This is a genomic window from Maridesulfovibrio frigidus DSM 17176 (assembly GCF_000711735.1).
GTDB lineage: Bacteria > Desulfobacterota > Desulfovibrionia > Desulfovibrionales > Desulfovibrionaceae > Maridesulfovibrio > Maridesulfovibrio frigidus.
Genome location: NZ_JONL01000013.1, coordinates 43,521 through 63,068, shown reverse-complemented (window position 1 = coordinate 63,068; position 19,548 = coordinate 43,521). Strand labels below are relative to the sequence as shown.

At 40.8% G+C, this 19,548-nt stretch carries 14 protein-coding genes and 2 rRNA genes; 8 read left to right on the top strand and 8 right to left on the bottom strand.

Annotated elements, in window-relative coordinates:
* Nucleotides 1-84 (top strand): 23S ribosomal RNA (locus BR06_RS0118715); the annotation flags it as partial.
* An 82-nt stretch (nt 85-166) separates the two neighbouring features.
* Nucleotides 167-281: ribosomal RNA gene (gene rrf, locus BR06_RS0118710) — 5S ribosomal RNA — on the top strand.
* A 479-nt stretch (nt 282-760) separates the two neighbouring features.
* On the opposite strand, the gene BR06_RS0118705 is transcribed toward rrf, so the two are convergent.
* On the bottom strand, nt 761-1,825 hold the full coding sequence (locus BR06_RS0118705) for an HD-GYP domain-containing protein (protein WP_031485806.1): 1,065 nt from the start codon (nt 1,823-1,825) through the stop codon (nt 761-763).
* A 415-nt stretch (nt 1,826-2,240) separates the two neighbouring features.
* Here BR06_RS0118705 and BR06_RS0118700 point away from each other — a divergent pair, with 415 nt between their 5' ends.
* The gene (locus BR06_RS0118700) at nt 2,241-2,429 is read left to right on the top strand and encodes a hypothetical protein (protein ID WP_031485804.1); all 189 of its coding nucleotides are present in this window, start codon (nt 2,241-2,243) and stop codon (nt 2,427-2,429) included.
* 61 nt (nt 2,430-2,490) lie between these two features.
* Nucleotides 2,491-3,186 carry a substrate-binding periplasmic protein gene (locus tag BR06_RS0118695; protein ID WP_169738265.1) on the top strand — a complete coding sequence of 232 codons (696 nt, stop codon included), beginning with the start codon at nt 2,491-2,493 and terminating at the stop codon, nt 3,184-3,186.
* Here the strand turns inward: BR06_RS0118695 and BR06_RS0118690 are convergent.
* Both BR06_RS0118690 and BR06_RS0118685 read right to left on the bottom strand, forming a co-directional pair.
* Nucleotides 3,183-4,928: a chloride channel protein gene (locus BR06_RS0118690; protein WP_031485801.1), complete on the bottom strand. Its 1,746-nt coding sequence runs from the start codon at nt 4,926-4,928 to the stop codon at nt 3,183-3,185. The genes BR06_RS0118695 and BR06_RS0118690 overlap by 4 nt on opposite strands.
* Nucleotides 4,929-4,962: 34 nt before the next feature.
* The gene (locus tag BR06_RS0118685) at nt 4,963-6,204 is read right to left on the bottom strand and encodes a NupC/NupG family nucleoside CNT transporter (RefSeq protein WP_031485799.1); all 1,242 of its coding nucleotides are present in this window, start codon (nt 6,202-6,204) and stop codon (nt 4,963-4,965) included.
* Between the two features lie 295 nt (nt 6,205-6,499).
* On the opposite strand from BR06_RS0118685, the gene BR06_RS0118680 reads away from it, so the two are divergent.
* On the top strand, nt 6,500-6,958 hold the full coding sequence (locus tag BR06_RS0118680) for a chemotaxis protein CheX (RefSeq protein ID WP_031485797.1): 459 nt from the start codon (nt 6,500-6,502) through the stop codon (nt 6,956-6,958).
* A 36-nt stretch (nt 6,959-6,994) separates the two neighbouring features.
* On the top strand, nt 6,995-8,584 hold the full coding sequence (locus BR06_RS0118675) for a HEAT repeat domain-containing protein (protein ID WP_031485795.1): 1,590 nt from the start codon (nt 6,995-6,997) through the stop codon (nt 8,582-8,584).
* Nucleotides 8,585-8,659: 75 nt separating this feature from the next.
* Here BR06_RS0118675 and BR06_RS0118670 read toward each other — a convergent pair whose 3' ends face one another.
* The gene (locus BR06_RS0118670; protein WP_034603202.1) at nt 8,660-9,472 is read right to left on the bottom strand and encodes an esterase/lipase family protein; all 813 of its coding nucleotides are present in this window, start codon (nt 9,470-9,472) and stop codon (nt 8,660-8,662) included.
* Between the two features lie 106 nt (nt 9,473-9,578).
* On the opposite strand from BR06_RS0118670, the gene BR06_RS0118665 reads away from it, so the two are divergent.
* The gene (locus tag BR06_RS0118665) at nt 9,579-10,616 is read left to right on the top strand and encodes a DUF1786 domain-containing protein (protein WP_031485792.1); all 1,038 of its coding nucleotides are present in this window, start codon (nt 9,579-9,581) and stop codon (nt 10,614-10,616) included.
* 122 nt (nt 10,617-10,738) lie between these two features.
* Nucleotides 10,739-12,895, top strand: coding sequence for a PAS domain-containing hybrid sensor histidine kinase/response regulator (locus tag BR06_RS0118660; RefSeq protein WP_031485790.1), 2,157 nt, complete (start codon nt 10,739-10,741; stop codon nt 12,893-12,895).
* A 19-nt stretch (nt 12,896-12,914) separates the two neighbouring features.
* On the opposite strand, the gene BR06_RS0118655 is transcribed toward BR06_RS0118660, so the two are convergent.
* From BR06_RS0118655 to rocD, 4 genes are all read right to left on the bottom strand, one after another.
* Nucleotides 12,915-13,334 (bottom strand): hypothetical protein, encoded by a 420-nt coding sequence (locus BR06_RS0118655; RefSeq protein WP_031485788.1) that lies wholly within the window; start codon nt 13,332-13,334, stop codon nt 12,915-12,917.
* A gap of 113 nt (nt 13,335-13,447) precedes the next feature.
* Nucleotides 13,448-13,957, bottom strand: a complete 510-nt coding sequence (locus BR06_RS0118650) for a DUF2269 family protein (RefSeq protein WP_031485786.1) — start codon at nt 13,955-13,957, stop codon at nt 13,448-13,450.
* Entirely contained in the window at nt 13,957-18,111 is a 4,155-nt protein-coding gene (locus BR06_RS0118645) for a hybrid sensor histidine kinase/response regulator (protein WP_051677204.1), read from the bottom strand. The genes BR06_RS0118650 and BR06_RS0118645 overlap by 1 nt, the downstream gene beginning before the upstream one ends.
* Before the next feature lie 148 nt (nt 18,112-18,259).
* A complete protein-coding gene (gene rocD, locus BR06_RS0118640) occupies nt 18,260-19,459 on the bottom strand; it encodes an ornithine--oxo-acid transaminase (RefSeq protein ID WP_031485782.1) in 1,200 nt (399 codons plus the stop codon).
* Nucleotides 19,460-19,548: the final 89 nt, after the last annotated feature.

The following is a 19,548-nucleotide window of genomic DNA, read 5'->3' as shown; positions in this document are numbered from 1 at the left end:
AGACCACCTGGTTGATAGGCTAGAGGTGTAAGTGTAGCAATACATTCAGCTGACTAGTACTAATAAATCGTGTGACTTATTTTTCTTCTCTTCCCTATTAACTATATATTTATAGTTGGTAACTACTGACCTCGTACGGTTGGTACTATTAACTAGAGAAATTTGTCCTTGTGACCATTGAGGAGGGGCCACACCCGATCCCTTTCCGAACTCGGAAGTTAAGACCTCCATCGCCGATGATACTGCCAGGTAGCTGGTGGGAAACTAGGTCGTCGCAAGGACTTTTTTTTAAAGAAAACCCGTACAATTAAGTTTGTACGGGTTTTCTTGCGTGTGGGGCATTGGGGGAGTGTGTAAGGGGGGGGGAGCGGATTGATACTGCCAGGGTGCGGAGGATTGAATGCTTTAAAGGATAATCCGTGACTCATTTAACTGGTTTGCGGTTAAAATGTTGTTTTGGCAGATAGTTTAAAGATTGCATCACAAACTATACAGATCGTGAAAAGGGATAAATAAAGTTGTTGTTTCTAAGCTCGATGGAGATGGGAATGTTAAAATAACAGGACTAGTAAGTTTTGACGGGCAAAATAGTAAGGATAATAGTTCAGAAAAAAATACTACTGGTTTTAAATGACTTGAAAGTCGATAACTTAGTTTTGGGAGAAAATAAAGAAAAGTAGGATGACTATTCACTAAAGAACAAAGGAACTATGAGTCCGTTTAGTAGCGCCTTCAGCTAAATAGAATTGGAGAAGTAACCTTAATCCATTTGTTTTAGGGCCATGGCTCTAAGCTTCTTCATCTTCTCTTTATCTTTGATTAAAGTCTGCATTTCAGGATTGTTAGATATAATAAATGAAACAAGAGCAGCGGTAAGTGTTTTGTCGTATCGCTTACTGCTTTCTGTTAAAATTATGGCCGCAAGAATAGGGTGTATTCCTTTTTTGTGCCATCTTTCTGATATCATCCCACAAAATGCATCTGCAACACAGCAAACTCGCGTTTCTATTGTTAAAGCGTCCCCTCTCCGTCCTCTAGGATATCCACTTCCATCGAGCCTTTCATGGTGGTCAAGAAGACAATCTCTAACGAGTTTGTCTTTAACATCAAGCCTGTTCATCATTTTTTCGGCAATATCTACATGCTCTTGCATTCTTTGCTTCTCTTTATATAAATAAGGACTTTTCTTGGTCATAAGAGCAGTCGGTATTTGGGTCATACCAAGATCGTGCAAAACTAAGGCAAGTCCAAGAGAATTCAATTCAAGTTTTTCGCCATCTTTGTGTACCGTTTTTAGATATATGGCAGTTCCCACAAACAAGGTGTTTACCACATGACAACAAAGATCATTTTGGCGTTGAAGAGAATTAAAAAAGTGTGACCAGCGATTTCTATCCACCCATACGTATTCACTAAAAATAGCAAGAACTGTTTTTAACTGTTCAAGGGTCTCTGAGATAGGGTTCTCATAAAACTCTTTAACTTTTTCGAGTATCCCATCATAAAAGATTTCTGCTGCGGCTGGTTCATCAAGATAATGCTCGGTTAAAAGAACTCCAAGGTTTTGACTTATGTGGCCTGCAAGAGATGAGTATTCATCTTTAGTTATAAAAAGATTGCCTCCGTTGCATTCCATGTTCATTCGATCAAGTTTTTTAGGAGTCAACCTTGTATCTTTGGAGAATAAAGGAGCAACTCGCTGAAATTCTTCATCATATATACATAGCGTGACAGGAGTTCTGTTGCCGAATGTGCTGACAATATTAGAACTGATTTGCAGATATTCTTCTGGAATCAAGTCTTCTTGTTTGGCTTGGCTGGTCATTATTTATATCCTGTGATTATATTTATATATTTCAATTGATTTTAATCTTAGAATTAAGGTGAACTTATTCTATTAATAAAAAAAAGTAAATGAGGGAAGCTGTTTGCTATGCTTTAACCATATAACTGATACATTTCTATTACTATTAGAGTTGCATCATTTAGTTGTTAATTATGAGTGAGTATCCGTGTTCCTTACTGATCTTAGTTTTTCTTTATGGTTTGTAATGTTTTTTTATACTACTAAGTAATATATTATGTGCTATTATTATCAAGGTGTATTATCTTAGGCTAATGATTTTAAGTGTAACTTGTTTTTAGTTATGGTGTGTGCTATACTTTGCATGTTGTATATGTGTAACTTGTTTTTTGTGTTTCGTTTTACTCTACTCTTAAATCATTTATTAGGAGTGTTCATGCGAGATAAAATTTCTAAGAAGTTTCTCAATGATTCATTAGAAGTGATTAAAGAAAACCCAGATTTGGAAGAAAGGCTTAAATCGGTGATGGGTAAAGTTGCAGATACCGTTTTAAAAAAAAAATATGTAACTTCAGATGATAACATTCAAAATGGCGAAAGCATAAGAGATGAAAAGCTTGATTAAGGTATTTTATTGTTTTTTATTTCTATTGTGTTTTTTATTTGTTACTCAACAGCAAACTGAATTGCACGCTCGTGAGACAGTTAGAGTCGCTCTGAGCCATTATCCGCCTTGGATGATAGACGGCAAGGATAAAAGTGGTTTTGATTACGAACTTATGAGTGCTCTTGCGAAACATATGGGGTTCAGAGTTGAGTTTGTTTCGGGTTCTTTTAGTGAAAATATGAGTCAATTGGAATCTGGAAAAATTGATTTAATTAGTAGTTTGTTATTTAGAAAAGAAAGAAACGAATTTATACGTTATGTTTCTCCGCCATATAAAGTAAACTCAATCAAAAGATTTTATGTTCGAAAGGGTTCAGGAGTTAAAATAGATAAGTACTCAGATTTGTCGGGCTTAAAAGTTGGGCAAAGTCGTGATGCCAAATATTTTCCCGCATTTGATCTGGATGATAGAATGGTAAAGGTTCTGTATCGCTCATCCAAGGAATCCTTTGTAGGACTTGCTCGCGGAGAAGTTGACGCCGTAATTTGTTCAGATTCTGTTGGCGGCTATTCTATTCATGAGTTGTCTTTAGAAGGTAAGGTAGAAGGTTCTTCCTTTAAATTTAAGCCCAAGATCATGCCTGTTTATGCTGGAGTTTCGCGTAAATCGATGCTTGCTGGTAAAATTGATGAAATCGAGGCGGTTATGCGCTATCTACAGGAATCTGGTGCTTTGGATAAAATGGCTGAAAAGTATTCAGTTAATTTGCACTAAAATAAATTGTCGCAAGTGCCGTAATTTTTCATTTCTCCCCGATAGGCAGATAAGATATCTTCCTTTGTTATGACTCCTGCAAAAACTCCGTTTTTCATAACTGGCAAAGTTTTTTTGCCGCTTCTAGCCATAATTTCCAATATCTCTGCTGCCCCCATTCCAAACTCAATTTTGGGAGTATTTTTATCCGTAGCAACTTCACCAATGCGACTCTGCTGTCGCTCTGGATCTAAAATTGCGGAACGAGCTGAAACTACATCCACCATGCCCATGAAATTTTTAGTTGTACTATCAATGATTGGAATATGCGTTTGATTAGTACTCTTAAGCACTTTTAAAAAATCGATGACAGGCATCTGTGGACAAACCTCAGTCATATTTTTGCAAACAAGATCTTGTGTATCAATGTCAGCCAGTATTTTCTCATCAGTTTTAGGTCTGAGGAGTTGGCCCTTTTCCACTAAATCTTTGAAATAAAATGATGACGGTTCGAACGCGTGTGTTAGCATTGATGACAGGAATGTCACTGTCATTATGTGCATCACAGCTTGATAGCCATTGGTTATTTCCAGTACGAGAAATACGCTAGTTAAGGGGGCTTGCATTACCCCGCTAACGACTCCTGCCATTCCAAGAATGACGTATGCCCCTTCTCCAGTGATCCATCCGGCTGGCAAGATAGCAGAGGCTGTCCTATGAAACAAAGCTCCGAATATAGAGCCAATGACTAAGCAAGGGGCAAAAATACCACCCAGCCCTCCGCTTCCCAGAGTTAGTGATGTTGTTGCGATTCTGGCTAGAAGGAGTAGGGCAATTACCGTAATTCCTGAGGGAAGTGTTCCGTGTATTGCCATTCTTATGGATTTATATCCTTCTCCAAGAGCAAGTGGAAAAAATACTCCCACTATTCCAACCGCAAGTCCACCTAGAGCCGCTTTCAGCCAAGGCTTATTACTGATAGTTGAAGCGACCGATCCAACTTGCCTAATTGATCGCACAAATAAGACTGAGATAAGGGCTGTAAGGACGGCGAGAGCGATAGACACTCCAAAATCAGCGAACCCCATAGCAGGGAATACTTCTCGAAAAGGAATCACATTTCCTTCTAGAATCCTGGATGTTTGAGTCGCCACAACTGATGAAATTGCAATTGGAATTAAATTGTAAGGAGTCCATTCACCGAGGATTATTTCAACCGCGAAAATCATGCCCGTGACAGGTGCATTGAAAATTGCGGAAATTGATCCTGCTGCTCCGCAGCCTATAAGTGTCATCCTCGACTGCCCACTCATTTTGAGAAGTCTGGATAAGTTGGAACCCATGGATGAACCACTGACAACGACTGGAGCTTCGGGGCCGGCAGAACCGCCGCTTGCGATTGTGAGCAGACTGGTGATCAGTGCACTAAATATTGATATCGGGCGAAGGATTCCTTGCTTTAATCCCACTTTTGCGATGACTTCCCCAACTCCATGCCCACCGGATTCTTTGAAAACATTTTTGCTGAGAATAACAGCAAGCATAGCTCCAGCAGCAGGCAGCAGAAAAATCCACCAATGATCAGAGTTGTTCATTCTGAGTTCATTCAGAAATTTAAGGGATCTATTTAAAGCAACTGCCGCAAGAGCTGAGCATACACCTACAGCAATAGCCGCTACAATCAGCAGGGCTTTTGTGGTGTGGACTCTTTTATGAAGGAAGTCCTTAAGTAAAGGGCTGTGCTTCGGTGCTTCTTCTGACATTTTACAGTTGTATCCTTTAGTAGTGAAAGGCTGCTTAGTAGAGAACTCCAACGATTGCCCCTGTCATACAGGTAGCTAATGTTCCTCCGATTATGGACTTTACGCCCAACTCTACAATTTCTTCCTTACGTGAAGGAGCTATTGCTGTCAGCCCTCCAATTAATATTCCAAGACTTCCCAAATTGGCAAATCCGCACATTGCATAGGTCATAATCATTGTAGATCTTTCGGAAAGCAAGCCCGGAGTAAGGTTTGCCAACTGCAAGTATGCTAAAAATTCGTTGAGGATTGTTTTTGTTCCCATCAGTCCCGCAGCGGTGGATGCTTCGGAAGCGGGGATTCCCATGAGCCATACAACAGGCCACATGATAATGCTGAGAATGCGTTGCAGGGTAACAGGCTCTCCTAATACATCTGGAAATACTGTTAATATTTGGTTTGCGAGGGATACTAAGGCTATTAGTACCAAAAGAAGTGCTACTACCGTAATTAGAAGTTTAACGCCGTCAGATGTACCTTTAGTAATAGCATCCATGGAGCTTGATGCTTGGCTTGTGATATTGCTTCTTTTAATAGAAATAATATCTGCTGTTTCAGGTACCATCAGTTGGGCAATAAGGATTGCTGCAGGGGCACTGATGATAGATGCTGTAAGAATATGCCCGATAGCTCCCGGGAGGACCGGGTTGAGTATTGACGCGTATAGGACCAGAACAGTGCCGGAAATGGTAGCCATTCCGCTGACCATAAGAGTCATAAGCTCACTTCGACTCATCGATTTTACATAAGGTCCGATAATGATGGGAGCTTCGACCATTCCTACAAAAATGTTTGCAGCAACACCGAGTCCTAAGTGTCCACTAATATTCATTGTTTTTTCTAAGATAAACGAGAATCCTTTAACTATCACCGGAATTATGCGCCAGTAGAAAAGCAAGGCTGAGAGAGCACTTACTACTAAAATAAGTGGAAGAGCTCTAAAGGCTAAAGTCCAACTTGCCCCCGGAGAACTTTCTGTGAAGGGAAGAGGGCCACCGCCTATGTATCCGAAAATAAAACTTGTGCCGGCCTGAGTTGCCAGCTGGAGTGCATCAACCGCGTGGTTCAAGTACATCATAGCATCACTGAAAATGGTTACTTTCAGCATTAATGTTGCGACTATAAATTGAAGAACAAGTCCTGTTGATATGCTTTTGAAGCGGATATTGCGCTTATTTTCACTTATGGCCCAAGCAATGGCCATTATTCCAATCAGTCCAAATAGGCTTTGAATCATATTTCCTTCCAGATCTTTTATTTGTAGAGGCTTAAAGTTATTTATATTAATTACATAATCCTTATGGAGCCTGCAACATTAAGCATGAAATATACTCAATTGTTGTTGAGTTAAGGTTTTTATCCGGATGTGAAGCTTTGTATTTGGGAAAATGCATTATTCTTTTCAATGATCTTGAACCTTTCCGCTTTTATGGGTAGTATCTCAGAAATTATGTATTTACCTTGTGGATAACTTGCAACTTTTGGTAGGCACTCCCTCTTTGGGAATGACGTCTGATAAAGGGAAAGCTCTTATGAAAGTGGAATTAGCAAAACCGTTTATCAAGGCTGCTGTGGATGTTTTGTCCATGATGGCTATGATTACTCCGACGCCAGGCAAGCCCTATGTTAAAAAGGGTAAAACAGCCGTAGGCGATGTTACCGGGCTGGTTGGAATTACTGGTGATATGAATGGAACAATTTCGATCACATTTACAAAAAATTGTGCAGTAACTATTGTAAAAAATATGCTTGGAGATGATATTCAAGACATCCTACAAGATGTTCAGGACGCAGTTGGTGAGATCACAAATATGATTTCAGGACAGGCTAGAGCAGGATTGGTGGAACAAGGGTTAACCTTTTCCGGGTCAACTCCGTCGGTAATTATGGGAGATAATCATTCTATTTCTCACATGGCGTCGACTCCAATTATGGCCATCCCTTTCAGCAGTGAAGCAGGGGAGTTTACTATCGAATTCAGTTTCGAGTAACCTTTTTTGTTTTAATGAAAAAAAGAGAGTCATTATATGTCTAGTTTGACAGGGTTTAGGGACCAATCCTTTTTGGACAAAATTAGTATTTTGAATGAAGTTTCCATGGGAAAAGATATTGAAGATTTAGAAGATCTTCTTGATCTCTTTAAAAATCCTATCGGGGATACTTCAGTTGACTATATGGTTGTTACAGCTCTCAACGGGGTTCTTTCTTCCGATGAAAAGAGTGCTGTCGATCTTCTTAGTTGTGATAATGAAAAAATTAGAGTTCTCTGCATAAGGTTATGTGGAGAGTTCAAGTTTGCAACTGCAACTCCTTTTTTAGTCTCGCTTGCAGAGAAAACAGATGATTCAGATTTACTATTTGAAGTTATTGTTTCTCTATCAAAAATAGGCGGAGATGAATCAGTTAGCCTCTTCCGTTCTAATATTACAAATGATGACGATTTGGTCGCATCTATGTGTATAGAGGTGGTTGGAACATTTAAAGACGAAGAGTCCATTGGCGCTCTTTCGGACATTGTTACTCGCAATAACGAAGACGCATATTATGAAATCTGCGATCTGACCACATGGAAAGCTGTTGAGGCTTTAACTTCCATTGGCAGTAGTGCATCTCTTAGTTTTATCGTAGATAACTTGCATCATAGAAACCCAACGGTTCGCAGGGTTGTTACTGATTGTCTGACCGATCTTGGTGCGCCAGCCGTTCCTTATCTACAGAAAGTTATAACTCCTGATGCGGAAAAGGATGACATGATCCTTGCCGCAAACGTTCTTGGGTTTATCGGTGATAAAAGTGGTCTCGAAGTTCTCATGGATGCTCTTGATAAAAAATATTCTACAGATTCAAGCGTAAATTACGCAATATATGAAGCCATAGGTAGTATCGGGACAATGAAAGGCGTTATCAGCCTGATTGATGGCCTTGACGTAGATGATGAGCTTATTACTTTAGCAGTTCTAACAGGTCTTGATCGTCAAGTTAATCCGGGCGTGATTAAGAAGATGACTGAAATGATCAGTCAGGGCGGGAGTCAGGCCGGCAAGATTATTCGCGCTGTTGTTACAGCAAAAGCGTTAAATATTTTTGCAGGTCTTTATAATGAAGGCAAGATCGGGCGTTTCATGATGAACGCGGTTGTTGCTTCTAAAGACCCCGAAGTTCGTACTGCTTTCCGCGAAAAACTCACAGAAATTGGCGGTGATGAGGCAACAGTAGATATTGCTAGATTGCCGGATATTGAAGAAATTGCAGGTAAACGAGCTTTAGCTGTAGATGACTCAAAATCTATGCTTGCTCTTTATCGCAGTATTCTGACTAGCAATGGGTATGAGCCGTCAATCGCTGAGAATGGACAGGAAGCATATGCTTTTGTCGAGCAGGGTGATGAGTTTGATGTCGTAATCACTGATATGAATATGCCGGTGATGGATGGTATGGAACTTGTCGAAAAGCTTAGATTTACCGATGGTTTTGAAAAAATACCCATTATAATGGTTACAACTGAGTCTGAAACGTCTCAGATGGAGCTTGCGAGAAAGACTGGAGTTACTGACTTTATTACAAAGCCTTTCACTCCAGATCAGCTTAAAGCGAAGATTGCAGAGTATGTTTCCTAAGGGAATGTTTCAGTTAATGATTTTACTCTAATGCTAAATTATAAGGGAGAAAGACTATTGTCTTTCTCCCTTTTTTTATTGCTTTAAAATTTTGGAGATTATTTTAGCCACTTTGCGGCTATATAGCATAGAAACATGTCCCATGGCCGGACTACGTATGACTTTCCAGCTTGTATCATATGGTTGGAGGTTCTCCCATGGTAGAACCATTTCATCTACCGGAGATATTATAGCCGTTTTGTCGACGCCAGCGGGGGATGGAATAGAACGAAGGTATTTGAATAGTGAGCTGTCCGGGTGCAGGCTCTGTCCTAGCTTACCAGGTGCGGCGATAGCCAGAAGGCTACCACGGCAAGGAGTTCCGAGAGTGATCAGTTTTTCTACAGCTCCTGCGACTTCCTCATCTGCAATTGCTCCGGTCATTAGCAATCCACCAAGGCTATGCCCTATGAGCAGCAATTTCTGATTATTGTTTTCTGCGTACAGCTTTAGAATTTTTTTGCGTAGTTCAATGAGAAGGTCTGGGTATGAGGTTGTGAAACTGTTGTATGACCACGTATTAAAATTTTTAAATCCTGCATTTTTCAATCTGGGTTTTATGAGTAGCCAAGCCGTATCATTGTGATAAAGTCCATGAACCATGAGGATCGGCTGTCCTCTTTTCTTTTTGCTTGCCCGTTCGAACCATCCTATAAAAAAGATTGGTCGGGTAAGAATAGTTAGGAATAGACTCAGTTCTGTGGTTATCACCGACATAAGAAAGTCTGAAGCGGTTACCCTTGCACCGCGCTTAGATAGTTCTTTTCGATTTGCTAATGCTGAAATTATGATCAGCGGCAGGGGCAGTAGTAAAAATATAAGTATGGCTGTGAGTATTATTTGAGTCATACTTTTGGTTGCAGTATAATTGTTGTTTTAGTCAAGTGAATAAGTTTGGTCCGAAAAAAAGAAAGGCAGCTTTGTTGCGCATTTTTATACAAATACGGGAGTTTTAATGAATCGTAAAATACTTAGCCTTGATATCGGCAGTGGAACTCAGGATGTCCTTTATTATATTGAAGGAGTCGAAATAGAGAACTGCTTTAAGTTTGTGCTTCCTTCTCCCGCCCGCGTTATTGGGGCAGAAATACAAGGGCTAACTCAAAAAGGGCGTAATATTTATTTGACGGGGAAAAATATGGGAGGAGGTTTTGGCCGCGCTGCCTATGCTCATATGGAGGCGGGCTTTAAGCTTTATGCTCACCCGCGTGCTGCTTTGGCTTTGGGCGATGATTTAGTCCGTTTGGAAAAAAATGGAATCATACTAAGTGAAAGTTTACCCTCTGACTGTGTCCCTGTTCATCTTGAAGATTACAATTCCGGTTGGTGGAATTGCTTTCTGTCGGCAGCTGGTCTCGATAAACCGGATCTGGTTGTAGCGTCTGTTCAGGATCACGGATTCCATCCGGGTAAAAGTAACAGAAGGGGTCGTTTTGATCTGTGGACCCGGCTATTATCAGAAAACAAGGGGCAGCCGGAAGGATTACTATTTGAAGACGTTCCTTCTGAATTTACCAGACTTTCAGAGTTACAGGAGAGTATTGGCGGCGGCCCAGTTTGTGATACAGGTGCGGCTGCTGTGTTGGGAGCGTTGTTTGTTGAGGAAATAATGGAGCGAAGTTTTAAAGAGGGCATATGTCTGATCAATATAGGCAACAGTCATACCATATCTTTTTTACTGTTCGAAGGTGCGGTTCACGGTGTATATGAACATCACACAGGGAATATGACTCCCGAGAAACTTTGGTCTGATACACGGATGTTCTGTGGTGGGAAACTGTGCTTCGAAGATGTTTTTGACGATTTTGGCCATGGATGTGCAACTCTTGACCTACCTGAAAGGGCTGGTGATTTTTCGCCTACTTATGTGATGGGCCCGCGCAGGTCTATTCTTGAAGGTTATCAGGTAGAATTTCCTTCGCCCGGAGGTGACATGATGCTTGCTGGTTGTTTCGGACTTATAAAGGGGTTACAATTAAAGGGTAAACTCTAAGTTAATTCATGTTGTGCTCTTGCTCTGATTAGTTATTACCTATAAGAAGCATGTAACAGATTGAAGTGACTTTTACTGTGAAACTTTGTTATAATATTTTGATTTAACCACAGATTGAAATTATGCTGCGATTACTGGTTCTTACATTATTTTTGGTTCTTTCTGGATGTACTTCCGCCATGGCAGAAGGATGGCTTTCTGACGCTCTTACTGAGCTAGGCTCCGGCAACTTGGATAGAATACTTATCCTTGGAGCTGGCTTTACTATCACAGTGCTTTTGATTTTTATTGTATTTCTCGATCGAAATATTAAGAAAAGAAAGACGGTTGAGCATGAATTGCAGCGTGAGAGAGATCTTATGGGCAGCATCATGGAAACCAGCCCAATGGGTATCATTGTGATGGACCAGCAGGGTAAAATAATCTTTGCAAATAATCAGTCAGCACGTGTTCATGGCGTTTCTCGTGATGAAATGATCGGCCGGATGCATAATGATCCTATCTGGAAGATTACGGCTCAAGATGGCAGTTCCTTTCCTGATGAAAGGCTTGTTTTTAACAGGGTGATGAAGATCAGGAATGCGGTACTGGATATCCGTAGCGCTATTCACTGGGCTGACGGGCGGCGCGTATTACTTTCGGTAAATGCTTCTCCTCTTTTTGGCTCGGACGGCGATATTCAGAAAGTAGTTTCTACTGTTGAAGATATTACAACTCGAAAGCGAGTTGAAGAAGCTTTGAAAGAAAGTGCTTATAGGTTTAGATCTCTTGTTAAGACCGCAGAAAGTCTCATTATCCTTCTTTCTCCTGATAGAAAAATTTTAGAGTTTAACCGCATGGCTGAAGACCTTTTCGGTCGTACAAGGCATGAAGTTCTCGGACATGATTTCTTTGATCTTTTCCTTCCTGAAAGATTATGGGGTGAGTTCTCCCGTCAATTAGAAACGGTTCTTTCCGGCACTCCTTTACGATTTCTTGAGAATAACGTTCGGGTAGGCGGTGAAGAAGAGCGCACTATGCAATGGTCGTTGTCTCGCCTATTAGATGCTAAGGGGGAAGCTCTTGGCGTACTTGCTGTGGGGCAAGATGTAACGGAGCGTAAGCGAGCAGAAGTTGAATTGTGTGAAGCTCGCGATTCTGCGGAAGAAGCGAATAGGGCTAAAAGTGAATTTTTAGCTAATATGAGCCATGAAATACGAACGCCTATAAGTGCGATAATCGGTATGAGTGAAATGACACTCGGTACCGGGCTTGATCTAGAGCAGAAGGGATATCTGATCACAGTCAAAAAAGCTGCTCAATCGCTACTAAGCATTATTAATGATATTTTAGATATTTCCAAAATTGAAGCTCGTAAGATGGAACTCAGGCCTGAAGATTTCAATCTACATGACATGCTTGAGAAACAACTTTCTGTTTTAAGGATTCAGGCGGAAGAGAAAGGGATTGAGCTGCGGAGCAATATAAGTGTCTCTTTGGATCATTGCTTTTTAGGTGACAGCATGCGCCTGGGGCAGGTCATAATGAATCTGGCGGGAAACTCGGTTAAGTTCACAGAAAAAGGTTATGTTGAGGTTTTCGTGGAAAATGCAGGGGACTGGGAAGAAGGCAAAATTCTACGTTTTACTGTTAAAGACACCGGAATTGGAATATCTGAAGATAAAGCCGAGAAGCTTTTTGAGAGCTTTGTTCAATTGAATGCAGGGTATTCTAAACGTCACCCGGGAAGTGGGCTTGGCCTTGCCATTTCTCGTCAGCTTGTTGAAATGATGGGCGGAGAAATTTCTTTTTCTAGCAAGGTTAGCTGGGGTAGTGAGTTTACTTTTACGGTTAAACTTAAACCAAGCTCAGGTCCGTGTATTCAGGAAATTGTGGATATATCAAATGAAGAGGTCGTAGATGGAAAGTCACCTGCGAGAATCCTGCTTGCTGAAGACAATGCGACCAATCAGGTTTATATTTCTCACTTTTTGATAGAGAAGGGGTTTGCCCTTGAGACTGCCGAGAATGGAGTTCAAGTGCTCGAAATGCTTGAGAACAAAGGTCCGTTTGATGTTATTTTGATGGATGTTCAAATGCCTGAAATGGATGGGTTGCAAGCTACAAAAAAAATAAGGGATGCCGGTAACGACATCCCTATTATTGCTTTGACTGCTTATGCCATGGAAGGTGACCGAGAAAAATTCATTGAGTCCGGCATGGATGACTATGCATCAAAACCTGTCAATATTGATGAGTTAGTCCAGATTATAGGTAAATTCTTACCGAATCAAAAATAGCCCTTCACCAGTTATTATATTAATTCTTCTTCTTTTTTTCTTCGATGTTTCCAGCTAGATCTTTGTGCAGAATTTTAGCAATCTGCTCCTTAAAATCCATCAGTTCTTTTTCGTTTATCCCTTCTATGATTTGTTCCGCTGAACTTATTTCATCGAAAGGAACAGGCAGGGAGCACACCAAATGGATACCTACTTTTTTGCCTTCTACGTCAACAGTTCCAAGTATATTTGATTTCTTGATTTTCTTTCTTACGGACTGCGGGAGGTTTGGAACATTCATGAGGATTTCTCTTGGGTAGAAAATGTACCCGAACATGAATGTTTCACTTTTAAAAGCGTCATTCTGGAATCCACTGTTCATTTCCAGTCCGCTGGCCTTAGTGGTTTCCAGCATCTGCATGATGTCTGAAGCGATTGTTGCTGCGTATCCTTTATCCATTCTAAAATCCTCCGGGAAAATATTATTTGCACATGGGCTTATGTTTAGCTTTTATGGAAGCTGTAAAGTTTCCGTTGCCGGAAAAGGAATCAAGCATTTGCAAGGCATGAATGTCAAGTTTTAACAGTAAAATTGCTTTTGCCCCAAGGCTTGAATACGGAAATCCAGACCAATAGCAGCAGACATCCAAAAACCATAAATGCAGAAATTTCATTTAAGAGTTGGCTACGCAAATATTCAGGAGTTTGCAGGGCCATTAGTTTAGTACTGCCGGAAAGATCGCTCATGCGCTCAAGCCACGGCATGTAAAATAGAAAACCAAAAGCGATGAAGCCAACGTTCACAATCCATTTGGTTGTTACCCATCTGAATTTGAAAAAGCCCCATGGTGTTTTCCACGCAAAGATAAATCCAGTAATGAGACATCCGAAAGCGCCAGACGTTACGACATACTCATCAATTATTTTGAGACAGATGTCTCGTGCGAACAATTCTCCTCCTGAATGAGGGGTGAACACACAATGAAGCAGTACCATAGAAAGAGCCCCTCCTCCCCACAGGCATGCGCTTAATACGTGAAAGGCTCTTACCCATTTGATTGTTTGCGGAGCCAGTTTCTGCATTATTTTCTCATTTTGTTATATAGATCAAAGATTGCTTGAATGAGCATGTTTTGTTTGATTGGCTTCGATATAAATTCATCGGCTCCGGCATCTATACATTTCTTCCTGTACTCAGCTGAAGCATGGGCAGTTAATGCCATAACTGGAGTGCGTTCTCCATGTGTATTTTTTTCAACCATTCTGAATTGATTCAAAAACTGGTAGCCATCCATTACCGGCATTTCCATGTCCATTAAAATAACATCAAACTTGTCATTGAGAGCAAGTTTCAAAGCTTCTTCACCATTGGAGGCCATTACCAGTGTTGAATCTGATTTCTTTAAGAAATGACGAATCAGTTCCCGGTTTGGAATATTGTCTTCCGCGAGCAAAATTTTCAGTGGTGGCAGGGTTATATCGATTTTGCCAGTAGAAGTTTTAGCTTCATCCGAATTTAAGTTTAATACTTCTAAAATGGAACGAAGAAGTTGCCGCCTCATAATTGGTTTTGTTATTCCAGATACGACCAGTTCGTGATTCAGGAGAGTTCTATCAAAACTTGCTCCGCGTTGCAGCAGCATTACAGGCGGAACTGAAAGCCCAGAGCTTGTGATTGATTCGAGAATTTGGGTGCCATTCCCATTTTCAAAGTCCAAGTCGAGGATAAGTATTTGCGGCTTGTGTTCCTGCGAGGATTTTAAAAATGTCATCAGGGAATTTACATTGGTGCATGGAGTTGTGGTTGCTTTATAGTAATTTAAAATATCGCAAGTAGAATCAAGGGTTTTATGGTTTTCCACAGCTATAATGAAATTCACGCCAGATAAGTCCGGTGCAAGAAATGATTGAGACTCTAGGTCTCTTGTAAGCGGTAGAGTTACTTCAAAAGAGCTCCCTTCGCCCGGAATACTCGTTGCGCTAAGCGTTCCGCCCATGAGTTCAGTTAATTTCTTACTAATCGAAAGGCCCAGGCCAGAGCCGCCGAAGTTCCTGGTTGTAGAAGAGTCCGCTTGTGAAAATGGAGCAAATATCTCTTCTAATTGTTCAGGACTAATGCCTATTCCTGTATCTTCAATGGTGAACGTGATGCTTCCAATATTGTTCATGCTTTCGTTATTCAGCGCACGTGAGACTGTGATGCTTACTTCTCCGCTCTTTGTAAACTTAACTGCGTTTGAAAGGATATTAAGCAGGATTTGGCGCAGTCTTGTAGGATCTCCGATAACAAATTCAGGAACATCTGGCTTGAAATTACAAACCAGTTCTATGTCACGTGATGAAGCTGTTACAACCTGTAAATAGAGAATTGCATCAACTTCCTGCAATAAATCAATCGGAATTGATTCCAGTTCAACATGCTCAGCTTCTAGTTTTGAAAAATCAAGTATGTCATTAATTATTGAGAGAAGAATTTCTCCTGAGGACTCAAATATGTCCACATATTCTGTTTGTTCTCCGTCAAGGTCAGTTCCTTTCAGCAGATCTGCGATGCCTATAATAGAGTTTAGCGGAGTACGAATCTCATGGCTCATGCTAGCAAGGAATGCACTCTTTGATTTATTTGCTTTTTCAGCTTTGATTATTGCCTTTTCGAGTTCCACCTCAGTCTGCATATGCTTTTCGATCTCAGTGTTTAGATCAATAGTTTTTTCATCCACCAGAATGGCAAGTTTCATTCTTTGTTTTTCTATGGATTTTACGCGGAAGTGGATTACCACAAAAATGATTAAAAGACCTAAAAGTAGTAGGGCAAATTTAAACCACCACGTTTTCCAGAATGGTGGAGTAATAGTTATTTTGATTGATGTGCCGGTTTCGTTCCAAATTCCATCACTGTTAGATGCTTTAACTCTGAAAATATAGCTTCCGTGGTCAAAGTTTGTGAAGGTTGCGGTCCCTTTATTTGCATCTAGCCAGTTGTCGTTAAAACCTTCGAGTTTATATTTGTACTTGTTCAAGTGCGGGTTTTGATAGTCTAGCGCAGCGAAACTGAAACTAAACATGGCATCTTTCCATGAAAGGTTTATTTCTTTAGTTTCTGTTATGTTTGTTGTCAGTTTTGCCGGCGAGTTCATTATGTTTAAATTAGTGATAACGACAGGCGGAGGAGTTTGGTTGATTTTGATGTTATTGGGATTAAACATGTTAAGCCCGTCAAGGCCACCGAAGTATAACAGACCGCTTTGTCCTTTATTATATGAGTTGATCCAGAATTCTATACCCTGCAGTCCATCGGATTGACCGAAGTTAAGGACTTCGCCAGTTGTAGGGTCAAGATGTGAGATTCCCTTAAATGTCGAGACCCAGATATCTCCGTCCCTATCTATGCACAGTCCTTGTATTCCATCATTGGCAAGGCCGTTTTTCTTTGTGTATCTGGTGAATTCTTTAGTTGTCGGGTCAAACCTGTTAAGCCCTTCGTCAGTCCCTATCCATAGAGAGCCGTCGGCTGCCTCGGCAACTGGTGTTACCCTGTTATTGGATACGGTTTTCGGATTGTCCGGATCGCTCTTGTGGTGAATGAACGTGCCGTCTGTCCGGTTCATAAGGTCTATGCCTGCATTGGTGCAGATCCAGAAATTATTCTTACTGTCCTCAAAAATATTACGTACGCGGTTGTGAGCTATGCTTTGTGGGTCTGAGTCGGAATGTTTATAAATTTTAAAATCGCCAGTTTCACGGTTAAGTCTGTTCAGCCCCTTTTTGCTGGTGCCTATCCAAATATAGCCTTGGCTTCCTTCATTTATCCACCATATGTTGTTTTGGCTTAGAGAGTTTTTATTTTTCTTGTCTCGTTTGTACCGAGATACAATCCCTTTGCTTTTGTCAATTACAAAAACGCCTTTTTTGCGTGTCCCTACCCATATCAGCCCTTTAGAATCCTGAAAGAAACAGTTAATTCTGTTTCCCGAAAGAGTCCAAGGTTCCGGAGATTTTGAATTAAAACTTGTGATTTCTCCGGTTTGAGGATTGTATTTACTTAGGCCATGTTTGTACGTTCCGATCCAGAGTAACCCTTCACGGTCCTCGAGGACAGCACTGACTTCTTTTCCAGGAAGTGTATTTTCTTTCCACGGTTGATGTCTGATTATGCCAAATTCTTGCATTTTAGGAGTAAGCTTGCTCAGCCCTCCCCCGTATGTTCCGACCCACAGAACTTCTGATAAGTCTTCGAAAATATGGGTAACTTTGTTATCACTGAGGCTTTGAGGGTCTAGCGGGTTGTACTTGAAAAATGTGAAATCCATTTTTTCAGGTGTAAGTAGTGCTGTTTTAGGATCTCTTTTGGCTAGTCCCTCTAATGTTCCTAACCATAGATTGTCAGATTGATCTTTAAAAATATCATTTACTTCCAAAGATCTAAATAGTGTGGATAAGGAAAAGTCCGCAGTGTTAAGGATGGATATTCCTTCTTTAGTTCCTATCCACAGCTCTTCTTTGTTCTCTTGGTAGAAGCAGAGAACGGTATCTCCGCATAAGGATTGTTCATCTTTAGGATCATTAAAAAAATGTTTAAATTCATTTTCTTTAGCGAGGAATAGGTTCAATCCCTTAGCTGTTCCCACCCACAAACGGCCCTGCATGTCTTCGTAGATAGATCTAATTTCGTTATGACTGATACTTGTGGGAGAGTCTGAAGTCTTAAAGTTTTTAAAAGTAAGGGAGGCTCTGTCGAAGAGGTTAAGTCCTTTGTCTGTTCCTATCCACAATTGTCCTTTTGAGTCTTCATAAATGCAAGTTACAGTCTTGCTTGAAATTGAGTTTGCGTTTTCACTGTCAGGAGTGAAGCTTGAAAATGAGTCAGTTTTGCGGTCATAGCTATTCAGACCTCCACTTTTGGTACCGACCCATAACATTCCGGAGCTGTCTTCGCAGATCGCGCGAATGTTACTATCGGATATTGATCCCGGTAGTTTGGATTTGGAATACACTTTCATTTGTCGGCCGTCATAGCGGTTTAATCCGTCATATGTTCCGAACCATAAAAAACCTTTAGAACCTTGCAGCATGCATAAGATCGATGACTGCGAAAGTCCTTCCTTTAAAGAGATTCTTTCAAATCTTAAATCTTGCTGAAAAGCTGAGGCATTAAGTGGCCCCAAAAGTAGGCATAAGAGGGACGCAATTGCGATAAAGGATCTGCAAATGTAGTTTTTATGTATTAATTTATTCATTATGTATTGTTGTTAAAGTGTATTTTTAAAAACAAAGCATAAATGTGAAAATATTTCAATCCTATAACAGAAACAGTCGCATATTAATTATGCGACTGTTTCTGTTATACTTCTTATATCTTAGGTGCGTATGTATAGTATGTAGCTGTTATTCTGATAGTATTGGTTTTATCCGGTCCAAGGCCCAATCTACTTGTTCAGACGTTATTACTAGCGGCGGGGCAAATCTGATTATATTGCCATGAGTTTCTTTGCAGAGCAGCCCTTGTTCTTTAAGCTTCTCACAGTAACTCCGTGCTCCGCCTGCATTTGATTTAAATTCAACCGCTAGAAGAAGTCCACGGCCTCTGACTTCTTCAATTTTTGCATTCTTAATTTCTTTTAAGCCTGATAAAAATTTAGCTCCGACATTCATTGCATTGTCTACAAGTTTTTCGTCGGTTAAAACTTTAAGAGCGGCTCTTGCTACTGCGCATGCAAGTGGATTTCCACCAAAAGTTGAACCATGTTCTCCCGGTTTAAGCACACCGAGAACTTCGGAGTTGGAGAGAACCGCAGAGACTGGGTAGAATCCACCTGAGAGAGCCTTACCTATCAATGTTAAATCTGCCTCAATTCCTTCGTGTTCTTCGGCTAGAAATTTTCCTGTACGCCCGAGTCCTGTCTGTATTTCATCAAGAATCAGAGTGACGTTATTGGCTGTGCATATTTCGCGTACTTTCTTAAAATACCCTTCCGGCGGGATGATAACTCCGGCTTCTCCCTGTATAGGTTCCACCAAAAAGCCTACTGTGTTAGGCGTAATTGCGTTTTCGAGGGCTTTGTAGTCTCCAAAAGGAATAACCTTAAATCCGGGAGTAAAAGGGCCGAACCCCTTGCGGGCGGTAGGGTCTGTTGAGAATCCTACAATAGTGATGGTTCTGCCGTGAAAATTATCAGCACAGACAATTATTTCTGCGCGGTCTTCCGGAACGCCTTTGACGAGATAGCCCCATTTTCTGACGGCTTTGATGGCAGTTTCGACGGCTTCAGCGCCGCTATTCATAGGAAGAACTTTATGCGAACCTGTTAAGGCACACAGTTCTTCGTAGAAAGGGCCCAATTGGTCATTTCTGAAAGCGCGGGAAGTTAATGTTAGTTTTTCTGCCTGCTCAAGCATGGCTTGTTTTATTTTAGGGTGGCAGTGGCCTTGATTTACAGCAGAGTAGGCGGAGAGACAGTCCATGTATTTTTTGCCTTCAATATCCCAAACCCATACACCTTCGCCTTTTTCGATAATGACATCTAAGGGTTTATAATTATTGGCTCCGAACTTATCTTCAAGTTCAATGTATTCAGACTGTCTCATATGAATCTCCTTTTTTTTATAACTATCTTTCGAATAGTATAAGTCTGGAGTTTTGACCAGTTATTAAGAATAATTGAATGTTAATATTG